The organism is Companilactobacillus paralimentarius DSM 13238 = JCM 10415 (genome assembly GCF_001434985.1).
Taxonomy (GTDB): domain Bacteria; phylum Bacillota; class Bacilli; order Lactobacillales; family Lactobacillaceae; genus Companilactobacillus; species Companilactobacillus paralimentarius.
Genome location: NZ_AZES01000120.1, coordinates 1 through 22,601 on the forward strand (window position 1 = coordinate 1; position 22,601 = coordinate 22,601).

Annotated in this window: 20 protein-coding genes and 1 tRNA gene; 15 read left to right on the forward strand and 6 right to left on the reverse strand. The window is 37.1% G+C overall.

The window, feature by feature from the left end; translation table 11 throughout:
* Positions 1–37: 37 nt before the first annotated feature.
* Positions 38–2,056: a cation:proton antiporter gene (locus FD33_RS10265; protein ID WP_056955955.1), complete on the reverse strand. Its 2,019-nt coding sequence runs from the start codon at positions 2,054–2,056 to the stop codon at positions 38–40.
* A gap of 126 nt (positions 2,057–2,182) precedes the next feature.
* Between FD33_RS10265 and rapZ the strand changes: the two genes are divergently transcribed.
* From rapZ to whiA, 3 genes are read left to right on the forward strand one after another with little or no spacing between them, the layout of a single operon-like run.
* Positions 2,183–3,097 carry an RNase adapter RapZ gene (gene rapZ, locus FD33_RS10270; protein WP_025085091.1) on the forward strand — a complete coding sequence of 305 codons (915 nt, stop codon included), beginning with the start codon at positions 2,183–2,185 and terminating at the stop codon, positions 3,095–3,097.
* The gene (locus tag FD33_RS10275) at positions 3,084–4,118 is read left to right on the forward strand and encodes a gluconeogenesis factor YvcK family protein (RefSeq protein WP_025085090.1); all 1,035 of its coding nucleotides are present in this window, start codon (positions 3,084–3,086) and stop codon (positions 4,116–4,118) included. The genes rapZ and FD33_RS10275 overlap by 14 nt, the downstream gene beginning before the upstream one ends.
* Entirely contained in the window at positions 4,118–5,053 is a 936-nt protein-coding gene (gene whiA, locus FD33_RS10280; RefSeq protein WP_025085089.1) for a DNA-binding protein WhiA, read from the forward strand. The genes FD33_RS10275 and whiA overlap by 1 nt, the downstream gene beginning before the upstream one ends.
* Before the next feature lie 75 nt (positions 5,054–5,128).
* On the opposite strand, the gene FD33_RS10285 is transcribed toward whiA, so the two are convergent.
* The 4 genes from FD33_RS10285 to FD33_RS10300 all read right to left on the reverse strand — a co-directional run bounded on the left by FD33_RS10285 (position 5,129) and on the right by FD33_RS10300 (position 9,522).
* Positions 5,129–6,523, reverse strand: a complete 1,395-nt coding sequence (locus FD33_RS10285) for a DHA2 family efflux MFS transporter permease subunit (protein WP_025085088.1) — start codon at positions 6,521–6,523, stop codon at positions 5,129–5,131.
* Positions 6,524–6,746: 223 nt separating this feature from the next.
* On the reverse strand, positions 6,747–7,334 hold the full coding sequence (locus tag FD33_RS10290) for an ATP-dependent Clp protease proteolytic subunit (protein WP_025085087.1): 588 nt from the start codon (positions 7,332–7,334) through the stop codon (positions 6,747–6,749).
* A gap of 102 nt (positions 7,335–7,436) precedes the next feature.
* Entirely contained in the window at positions 7,437–8,561 is a 1,125-nt protein-coding gene (locus tag FD33_RS10295; RefSeq protein WP_025085086.1) for an acyltransferase family protein, read from the reverse strand.
* Between the two features lie 85 nt (positions 8,562–8,646).
* Entirely contained in the window at positions 8,647–9,522 is an 876-nt protein-coding gene (locus tag FD33_RS10300; protein ID WP_056955956.1) for a LysR family transcriptional regulator, read from the reverse strand.
* Positions 9,523–9,655: 133 nt separating this feature from the next.
* Here FD33_RS10300 and FD33_RS10305 point away from each other — a divergent pair, with 133 nt between their 5' ends.
* The 7 genes from FD33_RS10305 (at position 9,656) to FD33_RS10335 (ending at position 16,485) form a co-directional block, all read left to right on the forward strand.
* Complete coding sequence (locus FD33_RS10305) at positions 9,656–10,555, forward strand: ACP S-malonyltransferase (protein ID WP_081784506.1); 900 nt, start codon at positions 9,656–9,658, stop codon at positions 10,553–10,555.
* Between the two features lie 3 nt (positions 10,556–10,558).
* A complete protein-coding gene (gene mdcA, locus FD33_RS10310; protein WP_025085082.1) occupies positions 10,559–12,199 on the forward strand; it encodes a malonate decarboxylase subunit alpha in 1,641 nt (546 codons plus the stop codon).
* Between the two features lie 3 nt (positions 12,200–12,202).
* A complete protein-coding gene (locus FD33_RS10315; RefSeq protein WP_025085081.1) occupies positions 12,203–12,997 on the forward strand; it encodes a triphosphoribosyl-dephospho-CoA synthase in 795 nt (264 codons plus the stop codon).
* Between the two features lie 14 nt (positions 12,998–13,011).
* Positions 13,012–13,308, forward strand: a complete 297-nt coding sequence (locus FD33_RS10320; RefSeq protein ID WP_025085080.1) for a malonate decarboxylase subunit delta — start codon at positions 13,012–13,014, stop codon at positions 13,306–13,308.
* A complete protein-coding gene (mdcD, locus tag FD33_RS10325; protein WP_025085079.1) occupies positions 13,298–14,956 on the forward strand; it encodes a biotin-independent malonate decarboxylase subunit beta in 1,659 nt (552 codons plus the stop codon). Before FD33_RS10320 ends, mdcD begins: the two co-directional genes overlap by 11 nt.
* Positions 14,950–15,567 (forward strand): malonate decarboxylase holo-ACP synthase, encoded by a 618-nt coding sequence (locus tag FD33_RS10330; protein WP_025085078.1) that lies wholly within the window; start codon positions 14,950–14,952, stop codon positions 15,565–15,567. Before mdcD ends, FD33_RS10330 begins: the two co-directional genes overlap by 7 nt.
* Before the next feature lie 129 nt (positions 15,568–15,696).
* Positions 15,697–16,485 carry an alpha/beta fold hydrolase gene (locus tag FD33_RS10335; RefSeq protein WP_025085077.1) on the forward strand — a complete coding sequence of 263 codons (789 nt, stop codon included), beginning with the start codon at positions 15,697–15,699 and terminating at the stop codon, positions 16,483–16,485.
* Positions 16,486–16,617: 132 nt separating this feature from the next.
* Here the strand turns inward: FD33_RS10335 and FD33_RS10340 are convergent.
* A tRNA-Arg gene (locus FD33_RS10340) sits at positions 16,618–16,689 on the reverse strand.
* Positions 16,690–16,913: 224 nt separating this feature from the next.
* Between FD33_RS10340 and FD33_RS10345 the strand changes: the two genes are divergently transcribed.
* The 5 genes from FD33_RS10345 to eno all read left to right on the forward strand — a co-directional run bounded on the left by FD33_RS10345 (position 16,914) and on the right by eno (position 22,519).
* Positions 16,914–17,960, forward strand: coding sequence for a sugar-binding transcriptional regulator (locus FD33_RS10345; RefSeq protein WP_025085076.1), 1,047 nt, complete (start codon positions 16,914–16,916; stop codon positions 17,958–17,960).
* 33 nt (positions 17,961–17,993) lie between these two features.
* Complete coding sequence (gene gap / locus FD33_RS10350) at positions 17,994–19,022, forward strand: type I glyceraldehyde-3-phosphate dehydrogenase (RefSeq protein ID WP_025085075.1); 1,029 nt, start codon at positions 17,994–17,996, stop codon at positions 19,020–19,022.
* A 115-nt stretch (positions 19,023–19,137) separates the two neighbouring features.
* On the forward strand, positions 19,138–20,352 hold the full coding sequence (locus tag FD33_RS10355; RefSeq protein WP_056955957.1) for a phosphoglycerate kinase: 1,215 nt from the start codon (positions 19,138–19,140) through the stop codon (positions 20,350–20,352).
* Between the two features lie 28 nt (positions 20,353–20,380).
* Positions 20,381–21,133 (forward strand): triose-phosphate isomerase, encoded by a 753-nt coding sequence (gene tpiA, locus FD33_RS10360; protein ID WP_025085074.1) that lies wholly within the window; start codon positions 20,381–20,383, stop codon positions 21,131–21,133.
* A gap of 84 nt (positions 21,134–21,217) precedes the next feature.
* Positions 21,218–22,519, forward strand: a complete 1,302-nt coding sequence (gene eno, locus FD33_RS10365) for a phosphopyruvate hydratase (protein WP_025085073.1) — start codon at positions 21,218–21,220, stop codon at positions 22,517–22,519.
* Positions 22,520–22,601 lie beyond the last annotated feature (82 nt).

Below are 22,601 nucleotides of genomic sequence, written 5' to 3' on the forward strand. Positions count from 1 at the left end.
TACAAAAATAGAGTTGATGGCAAAATGCCTATCAACTCTATTTATCGTACAGCCGAGATTGTAAGTAAACCAATTGATCGGTTGAAATTTGTTCGTAAAGTGCACTACCTAATTCACGACTTATTTCTTTAGTTGAGATTAGATTTTGAATGTAAGTATTTTCCTGTTGAAAGGCTTCAATTAAAAGTTCATTTTGATCATTTTCATAATGATCATGACCAACCAAACGACGGTGTCTTTCATCATAAGATCGACGAACAATACTGATCTCACGATTGTTGCCACTATCGTTCACCAAACTTTGATTAAGATAGCTAGTAATTTTAAGATAAGGTTTTTCTTCAACTTCGGCTATTTTATCCCAAAGCTTTCGATTACGATTCAACATTTGTTCACGGCTGATATTTTTACGCTGTGATTGCATCTTATGATACATTTTGCGACGTTTACGTGCTGTCTTGGTTAACGATAGTTTTTCTACGACATGGAAACGTAAGAAGAGTTGTACTCTTTGACGAAAACTATTTTGGTATTGCAGGACAGTTCTACGTGCCACTCGCATGTATAAATCAGCACTTTGTTCAGATATCTCACCGTTACTTAACATCTCATCGATAGTTTGTTGTTCTAGTTCAAAGCAGTTGTCAAAGATAATTGTTAATTTGTTTTTATCGATGTGTCCATCAATTGTACGTTGCCCATCAAGAATATTTACCACTCGGCCAATGCTGGTAGAACTATCATGACGTGTTTGAAGATTGACAATAGCATTATCAACCATTTGACCTTTAATTTTAGCTAATTCTTCTTCGGTATATTTGGAAACTTGAGGAGGCAATAATCTTGGTAGGATTAGAGTTGGAACTAGTAGGCTGGTTAAAATAACAACAGCAGCTACGAAGATAATATCATTACGATATGGGAAGGATTGACCATTCAATGTTAATGGTAGCGAGAAAGCCATGGCTAAAGTAATTGTTCCGTGAACACCGCTATAGGCCATAACGACACTATTAGCATGCTTTTCTTTCTTATCCCAAGCTCGAATGGATGCGAACCCCCAATTGGTCCAGAGGTATCTTAAAGCAGTCATAGTAACATAAAGTAAAATACCGACACCAAACAGAATTCCGACTGAACTGGCATCATGTTGATGCAGATTTTGAATAACGCTTGGCAATGACATACCTAATAAGACAAAGACAATACCATTAAGAATACTAGAGAAAACATTCCAAGTGCTAGTCATAACGATTTGTAGTCGTGAACTAGTCAAACGCAAGCGATTCTGTTGGATACCATGCATCAAACCTGTAACAACTACGGCTAGAATTCCTGAAACACCAATAGCTTCAGCAATTAGGTAAACAACAAAAGGAGTTAGTAAAGTGAAAGGAACCATGACTGAAGGAGCATCAACGTGCATATTGATTAATTTAAGACGAATCGAAACGATAACTATACCCAAGATTCCTCCTAAAATAATTCCTCCAAAGAAGACGTAGAAAAAGTTACCAATTCCATTGAGCAAAGAAAATTGTCCCGTGACGGCAGCACTGATAGCTAGGTTTAAGGCAACAATACCCGAAGCATCATTAAAAAGTGACTCATTTTCTAAAGTACCCATGACTTCGGTTGGTACTAACATGTTACTAGTAATAGAACCTACAGCGACAGCATCAGTTGGTGTAATAATAGCTCCTAGAGCAAAAGCAAGTGCCAATGGCATGCTAGGAATAATCAAGTGTGTTACGAATCCGACGATTAAAATGGAAATAATTGCTAGTTCTACGGCTAAGGAAAAAGTAGTACCGACTTGATGAGTTAATCGTGACAAACTGGTATGTTGCCCGTCATTGAACATAAGAGCTGAAATGATGACGAGTAGGAAAATTTCTGGCTCTAATTCAAAATGTTTATAAAAAGGTAGAAAGGACAATAATAGCCCAGCCGCAATTTGAATGAATGCAATCGGAATATTATTTAATTTCCACTGAACAATGTTAGCCAGCACAACGGCTGCAACTAAAAGAAGCACTAAAAAAACTGTATCCATAAAATATCCCCCTAATTGGTTTAATTTTATCGCAATTTAACGATAAAAAATATTTTTATCTTTTCTTCTCTAAAACTGACACGCCTGGCTTGTTATGTTATGCTTATATGGAATGTGAGGTGCAAAATGGCAAAAGATACGCTTAATTTAGTTATAGTAACCGGAATGAGTGGTGCAGGTAAGACTGTTGCCATGCAATCTTTTGAAGATTTAGGTTATTTTTGTATTGATAACATGCCACCTAATCTACTTCCTAAGTTTTGGGAATTGGTTCATGAATCAGGAACTATTAAGAAAGTAGCTTTAGTTGTCGACATTAGATCACGTGCTTTTTATGATGAGATCTTCTCAATGTTGTCACAAGTTGATGAAGATGAACAGGAAAAGCACCAAAAGGTTGATATGAAAATTCTCTTCTTGAATGCATCAGATGAAGAGTTGGTTTCTCGTTATAAAGAAACTCGTCGTAGTCATCCGCTCGCAATGGAAGGACGTCTACTTGATGGTATTGAAAAAGAACGAGAACTTTTGTCAGAAATTAAAGGCCGTGCATCAGTTGAAATTGATACGACGGACTTAACTCCTCGTCAATTACGAGAGGAAATTTTTGATAACTTTCAAGAGTCAACCGGAGTACCAACATTTCATATTGAAGTAATGTCATTTGGCTTTAAATATGGTTTACCAATTGATGCTGATATAGTAATGGATGTCAGGTTTTTAAAGAATCCATTTTACATCAAAGAATTAAAAACACAAACGGGTGTGGATAAACCCGTTTATGATTATGTTATGGATGATCCGGAAACAAAGAATTTTTATGATAAATTTTCAGATTTGTTAAAGGATATTATTCCTGGATATGAAAAAGAAGGTAAAACTAGTTTAACGATTGCAATTGGCTGTACTGGTGGTCAACATCGATCAGTTGCGATTGCCCAACGTTTAGGTACAGATTTGAAGAAAAAGTACTATGTTGATATAACTCATCGTGACATGGAAAAATCTCAAAAGAAGGTAATCGAAGATGGCCGAAAATAGGATAGTTCGAGTTGTTAAAGGACGTCGTCCAAAAGTTGTAGTTATAGGTGGGGGAACTGGTTTACCAGTTGTACTAAATAGTTTAAGAAAAATGGATGCTAATATTACTGCAATTGTTACTGTGGCCGATGATGGGGGATCATCTGGTATCATTCGTGACTACATTAACGTTGTCCCTCCTGGGGATATTAGAAACGTTTTAGCATCACTATCTGATCTACCTAAAGTTGATATGGATGTTTTCCAATATCGCTTTAAGAGTAATGATGATTTCTTCTCAGGTCATGCGATCGGTAATTTGATTATCGCTGCTTTGACTGAGATGTCACCTAATATTTTTGACGCTGTTCAAGAACTATCTAAAATGATGAAAGTGGACGGTCATGTTTTCCCAGCTAGCAATACTAAATTGACGTTACATGCAGAATTTACGGATGGAACTAAATTAGCCGGTGAACATGAAATCACTCATTCAGGTAAACATGTTAAACGTGTTTGGGTCACAGATTCCGATAATCCAGAGGAGGAACCAAAGTCAGTTATTTCGGTTATTGCTTCGATTATGCAAGCTGATGTAGTTGTCTTGGGTCCTGGTAGTTTATTTACAAGTATTCTACCTAACTTGATGATTAAAGATATCGGTGAAGCTGTTAAACAAACTTCAGCTGAAGTTGTTTATATTTGTAACATCATGACACAGATTGGTGAAACCGAAGGCTTCACGGATGCTGATCATGTACGAGTTTTAAATCGTCATTTAGGTGGTAATTTTATTGACACAGTACTGGTCAATACAAGAGAAATTCCTGACGGTTATATGGATCATAAAAAATATGATGAATATGTCAATCAGGTAGAAACAGATTTTCAAAGTTTAAGAAAAATGGGATGCAAAGTCATACAGGATGATTTCTTATCATTGCATGATCAAGGTGCGTTTCATGATGGTGAAAAGGTTGCTGAGGAAATTATTAACTTGTCCTTACAATCTGGTAATAGAAAAAATGAGGTGAGACGTTAGTGGTTTCATATGCAAGTGAGGTCAAGCAAGAACTCACAAAATTAGTCGTCCATCCTGAACATGCTCGAGTAGAATTGTCAGCATTGTTGAGAATGAATGGCTCATTAAGTTTACAAAATCATCATTTCGTCTTAACCGCACAAACTGAGAACGCCGCTATTGCAAGAAGAATTTTTTCTTTGATTAAGCAAAAGTATGGAATCGAATCAGAACTACTTGTGCGTAAAAAGATGAAATTGAAGAAAAATAATCAATATCTTGTACGTTTGAAATATGATACTAATCGTGTACTTACAGATTTAGATATTTTAGATGAATCAGGTTTGTCGATTAATACTGATGTACCTGAAGAAGTTTTAAATGAAGATCAACGGATGCGTTCATATCTTAGAGGAGCCTTTTTGGCTACCGGGAGTGTAAATAATCCTGAGACTTCTAGATACCATTTGGAAATTTATTCATTATATGAAACGCATAATGAAGGAATTGCTCAAATGATGAATTATTTTCATTTAAATGCACGGACAACTAAGCGCCGTAATGGTTATATCGTTTATCTAAAAGAAGCCGAGAAAATTGCTGATTTTCTTCAACTAATTGGGGCAACTAACTCAATGTTGAAGTTTGAAGATATTCGGATTGTACGTGATATGAGAAATTCGGTTAATCGTTTGGTTAATTGCGAAAATGCTAATATCAATAAGACGGTAGCAGCAGCTGAACGTCAAATTGATAATATTAAACATTTACAGGCGACAGTAGGTTTAGATTCCTTACCAGATAAATTACGTGAAATTGCGGTTTTACGTTTAGAAAATCCAGAAGTTTCTTTGAAGGAATTAGGAGAGATGGTACCAAGTGGTCCTATCTCTAAGTCAGGAATCAATCATCGTTTGCGTAAGTTAAATGAATTGGCTGAAACGGCCAGAGTATAAATAAAAAGAGTCTTCATACCAACTAATACAAAATAGTTGGTATGAAGACTCTTTTGTTATATTAAGAAGCCAATTTTACACATTGCTCTTTTTATGATTTTTAATCAATAAAGCAAAGATAAAACCAATAACTGCCATTCCGAAGAAGAAGGCAAAGACATGTTGAAAACCAATTAATCCATTATTGGCTGGCAAATGATATTTTTGATTAGTTGTAACTAAAATCAAAGTAGCAAGACTAACACCCAATGAACCGAGTAATTGTCTAACAGTCGTTATAATTGCCGTTCCATGAGGAATTAACGCTTCTGATAAGGAATTACCACCTAAAGTTGTAGCCGGCATCATAACGAAAGCATTACCACCTTCAATTAAAATGGCAATTAGAATCATTGGTAGAATACCCAATTTAGTATGGAGAATGAAAAGCAAGAACCAACCAATAACGATCATTGACATTCCGGAAATTAAAGTGGCTTTGAATCCAATCTTATCAGCTAATCTACCAGTAAGAGGATTTAAGATACTTAGGACAATAGCTGGTGGGACCAGTGCCAAACCAGACATTAAAACTGAAACATGTAAAATGCTCTGATAATAAAGCGGATAGATAATTGTTACAACAATTAAAGAAATGTATGAAAAGCCAGTTAATAAAACAGCCAAATCAAAATTAAAATTCTTCATAACTTTTAAATCTAGTAGAGGTTTATCTTTAGTTAATTGACGGTGTATGAAAAGAACGGTCAAAATAATACTGATAACTAAGAGAATAACCAAGTTAGTTGAGAAACTTCTAGTGCTGCCGGCTTGATTGACAACATAGAGTAATCCGATAATACCAAGTAGATAAATTGTTGAAATAAGATCAAGACTAGCTTTATGACGAGGCATAACGTCTTTGATATTGAAGAGAGCACTGATAAAAATAATAATCATGATCAATAAGAAGATGACGAAAAGTCCTTGCCATTGTAAAAAGTTTAAAACAATACCGGAAATAATAGGACCTGAAGCTAAAGCGGAACCCATAACCAAACCAGCGTAGCCCATTGTGGCACCACGTTTACTTTCAGGTGTGATGGTTAGTAGGACTGATTGAAATGATGGGAACAAAACACCTACACTAATCGCTTCCAGAGCCCGCCCTAGCATGGCCATTGGAAAGTTTGGTGCAACAATAATAATTAAGGTACCAATTGAGAAGATACCAACGACACTGAGAAAGATTTTTTTAAACGAAAAATTGTTTAATAACCATGGACTAATCGGCATCATGATACACATGATCAACATGAATCCCGTTGTTAACCACTGAATCGTTGGTGCTGTTACGCCAAAGAATTTCATTAATGTCGGATAAGCCGTTGAAAGTGAAGATTGGCTGATCGACATTGTAAAGGTCCCGGATAACAAAGTTATGATGAATAACTTCCGAGCCAGGCTATTTTTGATTTCGCCCTTATTCATAAAAAAGACCCCTTTTGTTTAATCTAAGAACAATTTAAGGATAGACTAAAATAAAAAAGGTGTCCAATCGAATGCCTGTTGTATAGCGCTTTCAAAAGGAGATAAAAAAAGATCAGGACAAAATGTCCTGATCTAAATAACTGTTGTTATATGGTAAGTAGTGGAAAAAAGTTACTCAAGGGAAACTTCCTCCGATTGAGAACCGTACTTGCTCATTCTATAACTATTTATCAGCTTTGTTTGTCATGATTTCGTCGATCAAACCATAATCTTTAGCTTCTTGGGCTGTCATGTAATTGTCACGGTCAGTATCTTTTTGAAGTTTTTCAAATGTTTGACCTGAGTTATCAGCCAAAATATGATTCAATCTCTTTCTTGTCTTCAAGATCTCTTGAGCAGCAATTTCAATTTCTGTTTGTTGACCTTGAGCTCCACCTAATGGTTGGTGAATAAGAACGGTTGAATTTGGAAGAGCAAATCTCTTACCCTTAGTACCTGCTGACAATAGGACACTGGCCATTGATGCAGCCATCCCTGTAGCAATTGTTTGTATATCGGATTTAACGAAATTCATTGTATCCATGATAGCTAAACCGTCGGTAACTGAACCACCGGGTGAGTTGATATACATGGAAATATCCTTATCTGAATCTTGAGCATCGAGGAATAGTAATTCGGCGATAACTGTATTAGCCATTTGGCTGTTAACTTCACCAGATAACATAATGATTCTATCTTTTAATAATCTTGAGTAAATATCGTAGGCACGTTCGCCACGAGAACTTTGTTCAACAACTGTAGGAACTAACATTAAAATGCCTCCTGTTTTTAATTAGCACTCTTAATAGCACAGTGCTAATTTAGCATACAATTAATATTGGGTCAACAAACAAAGCTCAAGAAATAAAAATAATTATTTAGTCTCAGTTTGAACGGTAGGTTTAGTAACCGCAGATTTGACCTTAAACCAAAGAATATGGAAAGTATAAGCTGAAGCAAATGATAGTATCCAAGTTAACAAATAGCAAATAATAATAGTTGCAATAGGATTGATTTGAGGTAAGAAATTGCTACCTAAACGCCAGATGATTTGAAGCCAGAAGACGTTAGACAAGTAAGCTCGGTAGGCATAAGTAGCTAAGAAGTGGAAAATTGGTAAAGCTTTAGAGTCAGTGTTGATATGACGAATAGCTAATGTGGCTACTAGACCAATAACCAATAAAGCATAAAGAGTCATCGAAGGTTTGTAATAGGGAGCATTGCTCAATTTAACTGGATAACCGAAAGCAAATAATTCATGGTTAGTCCAATAGAAGACGGCAATAATTAAAATTATTAAAATAGGAAAAGCTTTTTTGAGAAATTTTTCAAATTTGTCACGGAACATCCAAGCAACAACACCGAAAATACCGTAAATTACGAAACTGATAAAGATTCTATCTAATAAGTACCAACTTTGTTCATGAGGACCATGAAAGACCTGAACATCATAGAAGTAGATCCAGGCAGCAAAGAATATGACGGTCAAAGTAATTGTAATAATACCACGAGTATTGTTGTTCTTGATCCAGTGAGCTAGTGCCCAAAAGAACGGCATTAGAATGATGAATTGTAACATCATGGTGTTATACCACAAGTGTGGAGCGGCATTCCCGTTAATGAAGTGCCAGCAAAATGATCCAAACTTGTTGAACTTGTTAACTTGTTGAACATTTGGAAAAATCAATAAGTAAGCGAGGGTCGACCAAATTGTAGGTACAAAAAGAGCAGACCATTGTTTTTTCAAATAGCTACCATAATCTCCCCAAGTGTTTTCGTTAGTAGTTCTAGTCGTGGTATATAAAATACCAAAAATAAAGGCTGGAGCCGTAAACTTCACCAAATTGTAAATAATTCCGATTGGAGTTTGGTAACTAAAACTGGGATTGGTTGATAAAACTAAACTGAGCACAGTCTGCATCATAACGGCAGTACAAGCAAAGACCTTCATATAGTCGCCTATATCAGCCTTGGGTGTAATGTCTTTTTTTATTTTCATGTGATAAATCTCCCCTTGTAAAATTGTGAGACCAACAAAAGGAAATCATTAGACTTAATATATTCTCATACTAAAATAAATGCAACTAAATTTTTAATTCAGATCTTTGGAAAGATAGGAAGATTAAGATTAATTCATTACTGATTTCACGTTGAATATTAGTTAGATTTTTGTGAGGTGAACAGAGATAAATCGTTCGTTGGAGGGGATCAGGTGTTAGCCGAGCTAATTGGACTTTTGCACTGATTGTCTGCCAAGTGACTGAAGGAATGAAACTCAAACCGACGCCAGCTTCAATAATTCCCCTAACTGTGGCTGGATCATCGGCTTCGTACTTGTAATTTAAAGTGATATCACGTTTTAAAAAATATTTATCGATTGTTACACGCAAGGGATTATTAGCTGAAAGACCAATCATCTTTTCGGAAATGAGTTCTTCCGGTTTAACGAAATGTTGGCTATAACCGTAGTTGATATTCCAACCGACAAAAATTTCTTCCTTTAAAACAGGTACGTTAGTTAAGCCCTGCAGTGGGGTACTGGTAATAATAAAATCAAATTGTTTGAAATCTGTTTCCCTGACGTTATGTTGAGCAATATTTAATCTAACGTTGGGGAATTTTTCTTGAATGCTGGTAACAATCGAAGGGATGAAGGGGGAAGCCACTTCCATTAATAATGAAATTGGATATTGGGTCTGATCTAGACCACCTTTGACAGCTGAAATACCACGGTTCAATTCCTCTAAACTGTCATTCACGTAACTGTAAAATAATTTACCAGCTCGGTTTAGTTTCAAAGTTCTACCTGTACGATCAAAGAGTTTCGTCCTTAATTCATCTTCTAACTGTTTAATAGTTTTGCTGACAGCTGGTTGAGAGACATAAAGAATCTTAGCTGCTTTAGTGATGCTTTCTTGATTTGCGACAACAACAAAATAAGTCAATTGATTTAGATTCATAGATATACTCCATTCATAACCAAATGGTTAAGTATCTTGCTTTTTATATATTATACATGTTATGTATTGGCAATTATACTGAATCTGTGAGATCAATAAGAAGGATTGTTGGAGGTGATTAATTATCAAAACCTTGTGGATATTTCCAGGCCAAGGCGGCCAAAGAAGTGGGATGTTAAGTGAAGTTCCACCGGAAATGATTCAACGAGTAAAAAAACTAACTGGTGTTGAATTGAAAGATACAGCGGAAGCTTACCAAGATTCAATTCAGATCCAATTAGGAATTTTATTATTACAATTATTTGATATTCGACAATTGAAAGCAATCCAGCAAAAGCCTGATGCCGTTGCCGGACACTCACTAGGAATTTTTGCAGCTGCTGTGGCAGCAGGAGTTATTAGTGAAGACGATGCAATTAAGATTGTTTATGTTCGTTCAACCGAGATGCAAAAATCGTATCCAACTGGATACGGCATGGGCGCAATCGTTGGTTTAACGAGAAAAGAAGTTTCTACTTTGGTGAAGAAGATTAATAGTGATCAGCAGCCGGTCTTTACTTCTAATCAAAATTCGGAATTGCAAACTGTTATTTCGGGTTCATTAATTGGAATAGATAAAGTCCTAACTCTAGCTAAAGAAACTGGGGCACAAAAGACTGTTTTATTGAAAGTTCCTGTACCATCACATTCTCCGCTGATGCAAAAGGTTGCAAATGTCTTGGAGCAAGAATTGACTAAAGTAGAATTGCATGATCTGCAATGTACATATTTAGCTAACTACAATGGTCACGCAAGTAAAAAGGTGACGGAAGTTAAATATGATATGATCAACAATCTTGTTCATCCCGTCTATTGGGACACAATGATGGACGTAGCATCAGAGTTAGGTGTTGACACAACACTAGAAGTTCAACCTGGACAAACCTTTACCAAATTGGTTAAGAGCAAGTTCCCTGATTTTAGAACTATCACCATGAAAAATATGAGTCTTGATGATATTGAATTTTTGTTAAAAAAATGGAAAAGAGGATAATCAATGGCTAATAGAAGTTGGACCCAAAACCGTGATAATAAAGCCGCTAAGATGGCAAGTATTTCATCACTTTTGGATGGAAAATTAGTTAAAACAGAAAACGCTAAAGAATTATTAGAAAGCATCATTAAACCAGGCGACAAGGTCGTTTTGGAAGGAGATAATCAAAAGCAAGCCAGTTTCTTATCTGAGACTTTGGCTTCAGTTGATCCCGAAAAAGTACATGATTTACACATGATTATGTCAAGTGTGTCACGTCCAGAGCATTTGGATATTTTTGAAACAGGTATTGCTAAGAAGTTGGATTTCTCATTTGCAGGACCACAAAGCACTAGAATTTCACAAATGATTGCTGACGGAACAATGGAAGTTGGTGATATTCATACTTATTTGGAATTATATGCTCGTCTATATGTTGACCTGATTCCTAACGTAGTTTTGGTAGCTGCAGATAAGGTTGACCGTGAAGGTAATCTCTATACGGGGGCTAATACGGAAGAGACACCAGTAATTGTTGAATCAGCCGCATTTAAAGATGGAATTGTTATTGTTCAAGCAAATGAAATTGTTGATAAAGTTCCACGTGTTGATATTCCTGGTGATTGGGTTGATATTGTTATACCTGCTGACGAGCCTTATCAATTGGAACCTCTATTTACAAGAGATCCACAAAATGTCACAGAATTACAAATTCTTATGGGAATGATGGCAATTCGTGGAATTTATGAAAAACACAATGTACAAACGGTTAACCACGGTGTTGGCTTTAATACTGCTGCTATTGAACTCTTATTACCAACTTATGGTGAACAATTAGGTTTGAAGGGTAAGATCGTACCTAACTGGGAGGTTAACCCTACGCCAACTTTGATTCCAGCAATTGAAAGTGGTTGGGTCAAAACAATTCACAGTTTCGGTGGTGAAGTTGGTATGGAAAACTATATTGCTCATCGCCCTGACATTTTCTTTGTTGGGAAAGATGGTAGTATGCGTTCTAACCGTGCCTTTGGTCAAATGGCTGGTCAATATGCTTTGGATATGTTTGTCGGTTCAACATTGCAAATTGATAAGTATGGTAACTCTTCAACCGTAACTAATGGTCGTCTATCTGGTTTCGGTGGTGCTCCTAACATGGGTAGTAATCCACATGGTCGTCGTCATTCAACACCAGCTTGGCAAAGCTTGCGTCCTGATGATGATCCATTAGGTAAAGGTCAAAAATTAGTTGTACAAATGGTTGAGACTTTTGGTTCAAATAAGAAGCCAGTCTTCGTTGATCATTTGGATGCTGAAGAGGTTCAGAAAGAGGCTAAGTTGGCCAACGTACCGATTATGATCTATAGCGAAGATACTACACATATTGTTACTGAAGAAGGTATTGCTTACTTGTATAAGACTGACAGTATGGCTGAAAGACAAGCCGCTATTGAAGCTATTGCTGGCGTCACACCGGTTGGTTTGAGAAGCAATCCTAAACAATTAAAAGAATTACGTGCTAAAGGTATTGTGGCCCTCCCTGAAGACTTAGGTGTTCACCGTAGTGAAGCTAAGAGATCTCTTCTTGCCGCACAAAATATGGATGATCTAGTTAAGTGGTCTGATGGACTCTATAATCCACCTGCTAAATTCAGAAGTTGGTCATAGTTAATGATTGAAACTGAATATTTAAAATCGGCTCAACAAGCAGTAACAGCATTGAAATGGGAAGTATCTTTTTCGCCTAAACCGGGATTGGTTGATGCAAAGTCGAATGGGTCCCATACGGATATGGATATCGATTTGTTTTATAGATCTGCCGATAGCTTGTTAGCTGGTTTTGAAGAAATGATTCGTGTTTCATATCGACATCCCTTAGACCTAAACTTACGTGAAGAAGTAGGTCGCATAGGTCGTATGTCTGAAAAGGATATGTTTAAAGCAACCAACGGAATTAATACTCATAAGGGAGCTATTTGGAGTATGGGGCTTTTGATCAGTGTAATTAGTAGTCTACAAACAAATGATTTGGAAACTATTTTCGCTGGGGTCAAAAAATTATCGAGAATGCCTGATAAATATGTCCCCGTAACCCAGAAAACTCATGGGATGATCACTAAACAAAAGTACGCTTTGAATGGCGCTAAAGGTGAAGCTCAAAGTGGATTTGCTAATGTATCTAAAATATTGAGTTTTCATCCAGAAGCAGACGATTATGATATTTGGCTTAAACGATTATTGCTTTTGTACAGCAATGTTAATGACACAAATGTTGTATATCGTAGTAATTTACAAGTTTTACAACAATTTCAAACCTTGTCAGCAGAAATTGTTGTTTCTAAACAGTCTGTATTAGACAATCCAAAATTTCGCATCCTTCAAGAATTTACAAAAGAATACAATATTTCACCCGGTGGCTGTGCAGATCTATTCGCTGCAAGTTACTTCTTAAAACATTTAAATTAGAAACGGAGAAAAAAATGGAAAAATTACATTTTAATTTCGATACAACTGATGCAATTGCTAAACCAGTCCATGTTGGAGTTGTTGCATCTGGTGATCTCGAAGTTATTTTTAGACCAACAGATAAAAAAACAGAAGTTAATATCGTAACTGGTAGTGATGGTTTCAAAGAAGTTTGGGCAAATGTCTTGAAACGTTTCTTTGACAGATATCCAATTCAAGCCAATATTGAAATTAATGACTTTGGTTCAACTCCAGGAGTTGTTAATCTTCGTTTAACTCAAGCATTGGAGGAACTAAAAGATGAAAAATAGTTTTGTTGAATTACATGCGCGTGAACGTGCACTTTCATTGTTAGATGCTGGTACTTCCAAGGAAATGGTTGGCCCACTTGATGATATGATCTCACCTCATTTGGAACCTCAAAATATTGTTCCAGAGAGTGATGATGGAATTGTTTTGATGAAAGGTAAAATCGCTGGTAATAACGTTTTAGTTGTTTCTATTGAAGGTAAATTCCAAGGTGGTGGTATCGGTGAAGTCAGTGGTGCCAAAATTGTCGCAGCATTGGAAAAAGCCCTAGAAGATAACAAGAATGGTAAAACCATTTATCCAATCATCATTTTAGATACTGGTGGTGTTCGTCTACAAGAAGCCAACTACGGATTGTTATCTATTTCAGAAATTCAAAATGCCGTTATTGCGTTGAAGAAGTATGTTCCAGTAATTGGATTAGTACCAGGACGTGTTGGATCTTTCGGTGGTATGTCAATCACAGCTTCAATCTTGTCATATTTGATTGCTACTAATAAAGCTAGAATTGCTTTAAATGGACCAGAAGTTATTGAACAAGAAGCTGGTGTTCGTGAATTTGACTCTAGTGATAAAGATTTGATTTGGAACACTTTGGGTACTAAACAAAGATTGGCAACCGGTTTAGTTGATGAAGTTGTTGATGATACGGTTGATAATATTAAAAATTCAATCATTAATGAAATTAAGACTAAAAAAGATGCTCATCGTACTGAAAATGTCGATTTCTATCTCAGCTTGTTAGATCAATTAGATTTGAGTAAGAAATTGGATATTGAAAGTTACAATAAACTTTATAAGAATGTTGAAGTAACAAAACATGATATTCCGGAAGCTGTAGCTGGTTCTGAGGAAGGTACTAAGAGTCGCGGTCGAGTTTGGTTTGAAAAGATGACTGGTATCAAGAATGCTACTAGTTCCGTTTCAACCGTTTTGCACGCACAAAAAGGCGGCAAAGAGTATGTTGCTATCGTACCTGATGCTGATAATGATTTTCCACGTGTTAGAAATGGTGAAGTTGGTTTACAGGAAGGCTTTGCAGTTGCTAGTGTTATTAATAAAGTAGTTGCTGAAGATAAGGATAAAGATGTTAAACGTCCAATTATTTTAATTGCTGATGTACCTAGTCAAGCCTACGGCTATCAAGAAGAATTGATCGGTATCCATGTTGCCTTAGGTTCTAGTGCAGCAGCTTATGCTAAAGCTAGACAAGCAGGTCATCCTGTAATTGACTTTATTCCTGGTGATGCTGTATCCGGTGGTTTCTTAGCTCACGGCTTACAATCTAATCGCATGATTGCTTTGGATGATGATTCTATCACTATTCAAGCTATGTCAAAGGCTAGTGTAGCTCGTATTACTCAAAGAACTATTGCCGAACTAGAAGAAGCTACAAAGCATGTTCCAGCTATGGCTTATGATATTGATAACTATGAAAAACTTGGTGCTTTGTACAAGTTAGTTAAGGGTATCGGTTCATGGGAAGCTACTGGTGAAAATGTTGCAAAGATCAATCAAATCATTGATGGTGCTATCGATGGTTTAAACGGTGATAGAACGTTACATTTCCGTTATGAAACACCAATTGCTAAAGAAAGTGGACGTAAGGCAACCTTAAAAGTTCGTAAACTAGTTGATGAACAATGGTAGAAATTAATCCGCATGACTTGTTAAAAATCGACTCTATTTCAGCTTTGTCAGAGGAATTGCCAAGCTGGGCTAATTCTATTTTTCCCAATTCCTTAACAGTTGTGGTGAGACGTAGTCCTATGAGAGCAGGGAGAATTCCCGTTGGCGTTAGAGGGATGAAACGGGAACATCGTTTTGCAACATATGTTGATCCTAAGGATGTACTTAAAGTTACGACACCCTATGAATTGGTCGAAAGGAAAGCTTGGAAAAAAACTATTCCAGAGCGCCAAATACTACCGGCTATTAAGGCATTACCAAAAATTAATGAAGTTTTACATAATTATCATTGGGGAATCAGTGGCAGTGTTGGTTTTGAATTGGCAACTGGTACTCGTGCAGCTAAAATGACAAGTGATTTAGATTTAGTTTGGTTACCAGAACATTCAATTAATAAGAATGAGGCTAGTTCGTTATTGAAAGAATTGAATCAATTTGGTATTCACGCAGATTTACAGGTTATTCAAGGGAACAATGGTTTTTCTTTGGAGGAGTACGCAAATAGTACTTCAACCATTATGATGAAAACTTTAGAAGATCCCATTTTAGTGAAAGATCCCTGGCTAAAATAAAAAATTCCATCAATCTAGATAGGTTGGTGGAATTTTTATTTCTAGTGGATAAATGTGTTTTTGTGCAATATAGTGAATAAAGAATGTTTTTTGACGAAAATAGTATTGAAATCTAGGGGAGAGAGATACATGGAACTAGTTACAAATGATGGAGTACGACTTAATTATCAAGTTCATGGTCAAGGACAACCAATTATCTTTGTTGAAGGATTTGGTGGATATCAAGAAATTTGGAATTTACAAGTAGAATATTTTTTGGGGATGCGTTATCAAATAATTACGTACGATCATCGTAATCACGGACAATCGGAACGAACTGATAAAAATCTAACACTAAAACAATTAACAGATGATTTGGAAACCTTAATTGACTACTTAAAATTGGATGCTCCAATATTAATAGGTCATTCAATGGGAGCTAGTGTCTGCTATAGTTATTTACAGAGAAATAATAAAGTAAAAGCAGTCATGGCGATTGATCAGTCTCCCAAAATGTTGAATGATAAAAATTGGACATATGGTTTTGAAGATATAACAGCTGATAACTTTCAATCTAAATTGGTTCAAAAAAATAATGTTCATGAAACCTTGCATGGATTAGATAATCGAGTTTTCGAGGATTTAAATCAGGCCAAGGCCATGCATCCATTTGATAGGGAACGAACTTTGCCGTTATTGTTTGATCATGTGCAAAAGGATTGGCGAAGTGTACTCACTAATACGCAGGTACCAGTAACCTTGATTGTTGCTAAGCAGAGTCCATATTTTGACTACCGCTTTGGTGAAGTAATGGCAAAAGCCAATCCTAAAGTTAAGACATTTACTATGAATAATAGTGGTCACGATATTATGGCTGAAGTTCCTGATGAATTTAATCAAGTTTTACGTCATTTTGTCCTTAGTAGCTGTAGAAAATAAAAGCAAGATAATCCTAGGAGTAAAACCCGAAAGATTATCTTGCTTTTATATAGAATAATTCTTGTTATAGGTATAAAACAATTTAAATGTTGAATTATCAACACTTATAGTTAGGACTTTGTGAAACAATTATGCGCCACGTGGGAGTCGAACCCACATCCCAGGAACCGGAATCCTGTGTGCTATCCATTACACTAGCAGCGCAAGCACAATATAATTTTAGCTCATCATAGGGTAAAAAGTAAATCTCTAAAAAAATTAATATAACTTTCACTTTTTATCGCATATCACTTGAAATATTCACAAGAGAGTTTATACTATTAGTTGTGCTTAGGAGATGAGATTTAATCATCTGGGCTTTTATTTTTTGAGTACATGGGTCGTAAACAGACATACAGGGACAGTACTTGCCCCATGGAGTATATCAAATGACTAATAATGAAGATTTAGAATTGCTGGATTTAGTTGCCCCAGACTTCATTAAGACTCTGGAAAAGCGATTTAAAATACTTCAGAGTATCTCATTAATGGAGCCTATCGGGCGCAGAGTGTTGGCTGATGATCTTAACATTACTGAACGTGGGTTAAGAACAGAGACTGACTTGTTGAGAAAGCAAGGTTTGATTATTTCTTCGAAATCTGGAATGTCTTTGACAAAGACAGGTAGCGACGTTGTAATTAGATTGACGGATGTGTTGGCTGACTACCAGGGAACTGCCTTATTGGAAAAACAATTGAGTAGTAAACTTGGAATTAGTAGATGTATTGTTTTACCAGGTAATGCTGATAAACAGCATCGTGTAGTTGATTCATTCGGTAGAAGACTTAATCAACTTTTAGGAACACTGTTGCCGACAGGACAATCGATGATTTCTGTCACGGGTGGTAGCACCTTAGCTCAAGTTGCAAGAAATCTTTCATCTGATTTGTCGAAGAACCGTCAACTGGTATTTTTACCAGCTCGCGGTGGTGTTGGTGAGTCAGTTGCAATTCAAGCTAACAGTGTTTGTGCGGAAATGGCTTCTAGAACACAGGGTCAGTACCGGGCATTGTATCTTCCAGAAGATATTTCTGAAAAAAGTTTTGAATCTTTGCAAAAAGAGACTTCAATTAAGTCGGTTCTTGATTTAATATATAGAAGTAATGTTGTTATTCACAGCATTGGCACCGCAAGCGTCATGGCTGAGAGAAGAAATCTTTCTTCTAAAGAACAGAATGTGGTAGACAGTGGAAGAGCTGTTTCAGAAGCATTTGGTGATTTCTTTGATCAAAATGGTAAGCTTGTTTATAAGGTACCTAGGATTGGACTTCATGTCCGGGACCTTGATAGAATAGAATATGTGATTGCAATTGCTGGTGGCGAGAGTAAAGCTAATGCAATTCAATCATATATGAAAAACGCACCTCATCATACAATCTTAATTACTGATGAAGGTGCCTCAAAACTGATTTTAAGGGATAACCCTTTAAAATAATATTTTTTTATTTCCTGAAGGAGGAATTTTTGTATGACTACAAAAGTTGGTATTAATGGATTTGGCCGTATCGGTCGTTTGGCATTCCGCCGTATCGCTGCACTTCAAGCAGCTGGCAAGACAGATTTGGAAGTTGTTGCAATTAACGATTTAACTTCACCTGCTATGCTTGCTCACCTATTGAAGTATGATACAGCTCATGGTAACTTCGAAATCGATAAGATTGAAGCTGCTGACAACGCTATCGTTGTTGACGGTAAGAAGATCCCTGTATATGCTGAAATGAACGCTGCAGACCTTAAATGGGTTGCTAACGACGGTGTTGATATCGTTCTTGAATGTACTGGTTTCTACACATCAGAAGAAAAAGCACAAGCTCACTTGGATGCTGGTGCAAAACGTGTATTGATCTCAGCTCCATCAGGTGCTATGCCTACAGTTGTTTACGGTGTTAATGATGACATCCTAACAAACGACGTTAAGATTGCTTCAGCTGGTTCATGTACAACAAACTGTCTTGCACCTCTAGCAAATGCCGTAAACGAAGAATTCGGTATTAAAGCTGGTACAATGACAACAATCCATGCTTACACAGCTACACAAAAACTTCAAGATGGTCCAGAACGTAAAGGTAATGTTCGTGCTGCACGTGCTGCTGCTGCTAACATCATCCCTCATTCAACTGGTGCTGCTAAGGCCTTAGGTCTTGTTGTTCCTGCATTGAAGGGTAAGCTTGATGGACATGCACAACGTGTTCCAGTTATCACAGGTTCAGTTACAGAATTAGTTGCAACTCTTGATAAAGAAGTTACAGTTGACGAAGTTAATGCTGCAATCAAGAAGTATACAGAAAACAACCCTTCATTCGGTTACAACGATGATGAAATCGTATCTTCAGATGTTATCGGTACATCATTCGGTTCAATCTTTGACCCAACACAAACACAAATTGTTGGTAAGGGCGACTCACAAGTTGTAAAGACTGTTGCTTGGTATGACAATGAATCAGGATTTACAGCACAAATGGTTCGTACACTTGAAAAGTTTGCTACATTAGACTAATTCATTAATCTAAACTAGTAATCACGAAAACCTAATTTAGTGTGATTTAAATTGGCGGAGGGAGGAAAACTCCTTCCGCTTTTTTTTAAGGAAAATATTGGAGGATTTATTTACAATGGCTAAACTTATTGTTTCTGACGTTGACGTAAAAGGCAAAAAAGTCTTAATGCGTGTTGATTTCAACGTTCCTATTAAAGATGGTGTTGTCGGCGATACAAACCGTATCGTTGGTGCTATCCCAACAATCAAATATGTTTCAGAACATGGTGGAAAGGTTATCTTGCTATCTCACTTGGGTCGTATTAAGAGTGACGAAGACAAGAAAGCTTTATCATTGAAGCCAGTTGCTGCTAAACTTCAAGAATTAAGCGGCATGCCTGTAGAGTTCGTACCAACTAACGAAGGTAAAGAACTTGAAGATGCTATCAACAATCTTAAAGACGGTCAAATCCTATTGATGGAAAATACTCGTTTCCAAGATATCGATAACGACTTCGGCAAACGTGAAAGCAAGAACGATCCTAAACTTGGCGAATACTGGGCATCACTTGGTGACGTATTTATCAACGATGCTTTCGGTACAGCCCACAGAAGCCATGCTTCAAACGTTGGTATTTCAACAGCTATGAAGGCTGCTGGTAAACCAGTTGCTGCTGGTTTCTTAATGGAAAAGGAAATCAAGTTCTTAGGTAACGCCGTTGACAATCCTGTACACCCATTCGTAACAATCCTTGGTGGTGCAAAGGTTTCAGATAAGATTGGTGTTATTGAAAACTTAATTCCAAAATCAGACCACATCTTAATCGGTGGTGGTATGGCTTATACATTCTTAGCTGCTCAAGGCCACAAGATTGGTAAGTCTCTATTCGAAGAAGATAAAGTTGAACTAGCTAAAGACCTCCTTCAAAAAGCTGGCGACAAGATTGTTCTTCCTGTAGATCATATCGTTGCTAAGGAATTCTCAAACGACGCTGAAGCTACAACAACAGATGGTGTTGACATTCCTGATGATGAAATGGCTCTTGATATCGGACCTAAGACAGTTAAATTGTTCCAAGACAAGTTAAAGGGTGCAAAGACTGTTGTATGGAATGGACCAATGGGTGCATTCGAAATGAGCAAGTTTGCTGAAGGTACACTAGAAGTTGGACGTGCTATGGGTAGCTTGACAGATGCTATTACTATCGTTGGTGGTGGTGACTCAACTGCTGCTGCTAAGAGTCTTGGCATTGCTGATAAGCTAACACACATCTCAACTGGTGGTGGTGCTTCACTAGAATATCTTGAAGGTAAAGTATTACCTGGTATCGACTCAATTTCAGATAAATAATTATTATTTTTCAGAGGAGAATTAATTTATGCGTACACCTATTATTGCGGGTAACTGGAAGATGAACAAAAATCCTAAAGAAACCCAAGAATTTTTAGACGGTATCAAAGGTAAGTTGCCAGAATCTGGCGTTGAAACTATCATTGGTGCTCCAGCCATCGATCTTACAACACTTGTTGCAGGTGCAGAAGGCACACCATTGAAGACAGCTGCTGAGAACTCATACTTTGAAGATGCCGGTGCATTTACTGGTGAAACTTCACCTAAGGCACTTGACGAAATGGGTATCGACTATGTAATCATTGGTCACTCAGAAAGAAGACAATACTTCGGTGAAACTGATGAAGACATCAACAAGAAAGCTCTTGCTATCTTGAAGAACAACATGCTACCTATCATTTGTTGTGGTGAAACTCTAGAACAACGTGAAGCTGGAAAAGCTGAAGACTGGGTAACAGGTCAAATCGAAAATGCTGTTAAAGGCATTTCTGCTGCTGACTTAGCTAAATCAGTTATCGCTTACGAACCAATCTGGGCTATCGGTACTGGTAAGACTGCTACTGCTGATCAAGCACAAGAAATGGTTCACGTAATCCGTGAAAAGATTGCTAGCTTGTACGATGCTGACACTGCTGATAAAGTACGTATCCTTTACGGTGGTTCTGTAAAACCTGCTAACGTTAAAGAATTAATGGCTAAAGAAGATATTGATGGTGGACTTGTTGGTGGTGCATCAATGGATCCAGAATCATATATTGCTTTGGCTAACTTCAATAAATAATTAGTTTTATATAAGTTATTTATTTTAAGTGCCAAAAAGGTTAAAATTGTGTTGTATTAAAATCATAAAGGAGATTTTTAAAATATGTCTGTAATTACTGATATTTTAGGCCGTGAAGTTCTTGATTCACGTGGTAACCCAACTGTTGAAGTTGAACTATATACTGAACTAGGTGGCTTTGGCCGCGCACTTGTTCCATCAGGTGCTTCAACTGGTGAACACGAAGCTGTTGAATTACGTGATGGCGACAAATCACGTTTTGGTGGTAAAGGTGTTCTTAAAGCCGTTGCTAACGTAAACGACAAGATTGCTAAAAAGGTTATCGGCATGGACGTTACTGACCAACGTGCCATTGACCAAGCTATGATCGACCTTGACGGTACACCAAACAAGGGTACTTTAGGTGCTAACGCTATTCTTGGTGTTTCACTTGCTGCTGCTCGTGCTGCTGCTGATGAATTAGGTCTTCCATTGTACGAATACCTTGGTGGTCCTAATGCTCATGTATTGCCAACACCTATGATGAACGTTATCAATGGTGGTAAGCATGCTGATAACAACGTTGACTTCCAAGAATTCATGATTGTACCTGTTGGTGCAAAATCAATGCGTGAAGCCGTACGTATGGGTTCAGAAACTTTCCAATCATTGAAGAAGGTTCTTGAAAGCCGTGGCTTGAACACAGCTGTTGGTGATGAAGGTGGTTTCGCTCCTGACCTTGAAAACAACGAAGCTCCATTCAAGATCTTGGTTGAAGCTATTGAAAAAGCTGGTTACAAACCTGGCGACGACGTTGCTATTGGTTTTGACTGTGCTTCATCAGAATTCTACAACAAAGACACTCACAAGTACGAACTAAAGGGTGAAGGCGAAAACGGTGCTGTTCTTTCAACAGACGAATTTATCGACTTGCTTGATGGTATCGTTGACAAGTACCCAGTTGTTACAATCGAAGATCCTATCGATGAAAACGAATGGGAAGACTGGCAAAAAGTTACTGCTAAACTTGGTAAGAAAGTACAACTTGTTGGTGATGACTTGTTCGTTACAAACACAGACTACTTGAGGAAGGGTATTGAGATGGGAGTTTCAAACTCAATCCTTATCAAGCTTAACCAAATCGGTACACTTACAGAAACATTCGAAGCTATTGAAATGGCTAAAGAAGCTGGCTTTACAGCCGTTGTTTCTCACCGTTCAGGTGAAACAGAAGATACTACAATTGCTGACCTTGTTGTTGCTACAAACGCAGGTCAAATCAAGACTGGTTCAATGAGCCGTACAGACCGTATTGCTAAGTACAACCAATTGATGAGAATTGAAGATCAACTTGGTGACCAATCAGAATACAAGGGTATCAAGAGTTTCTATAACTTAAACAAATAATTACTTTTAAGTAATTGATTAAAACAGCCTTAGGGCTGTTTTTTTTGTGTCTTTTTTTTGTACAATATATAAGTAGATCATA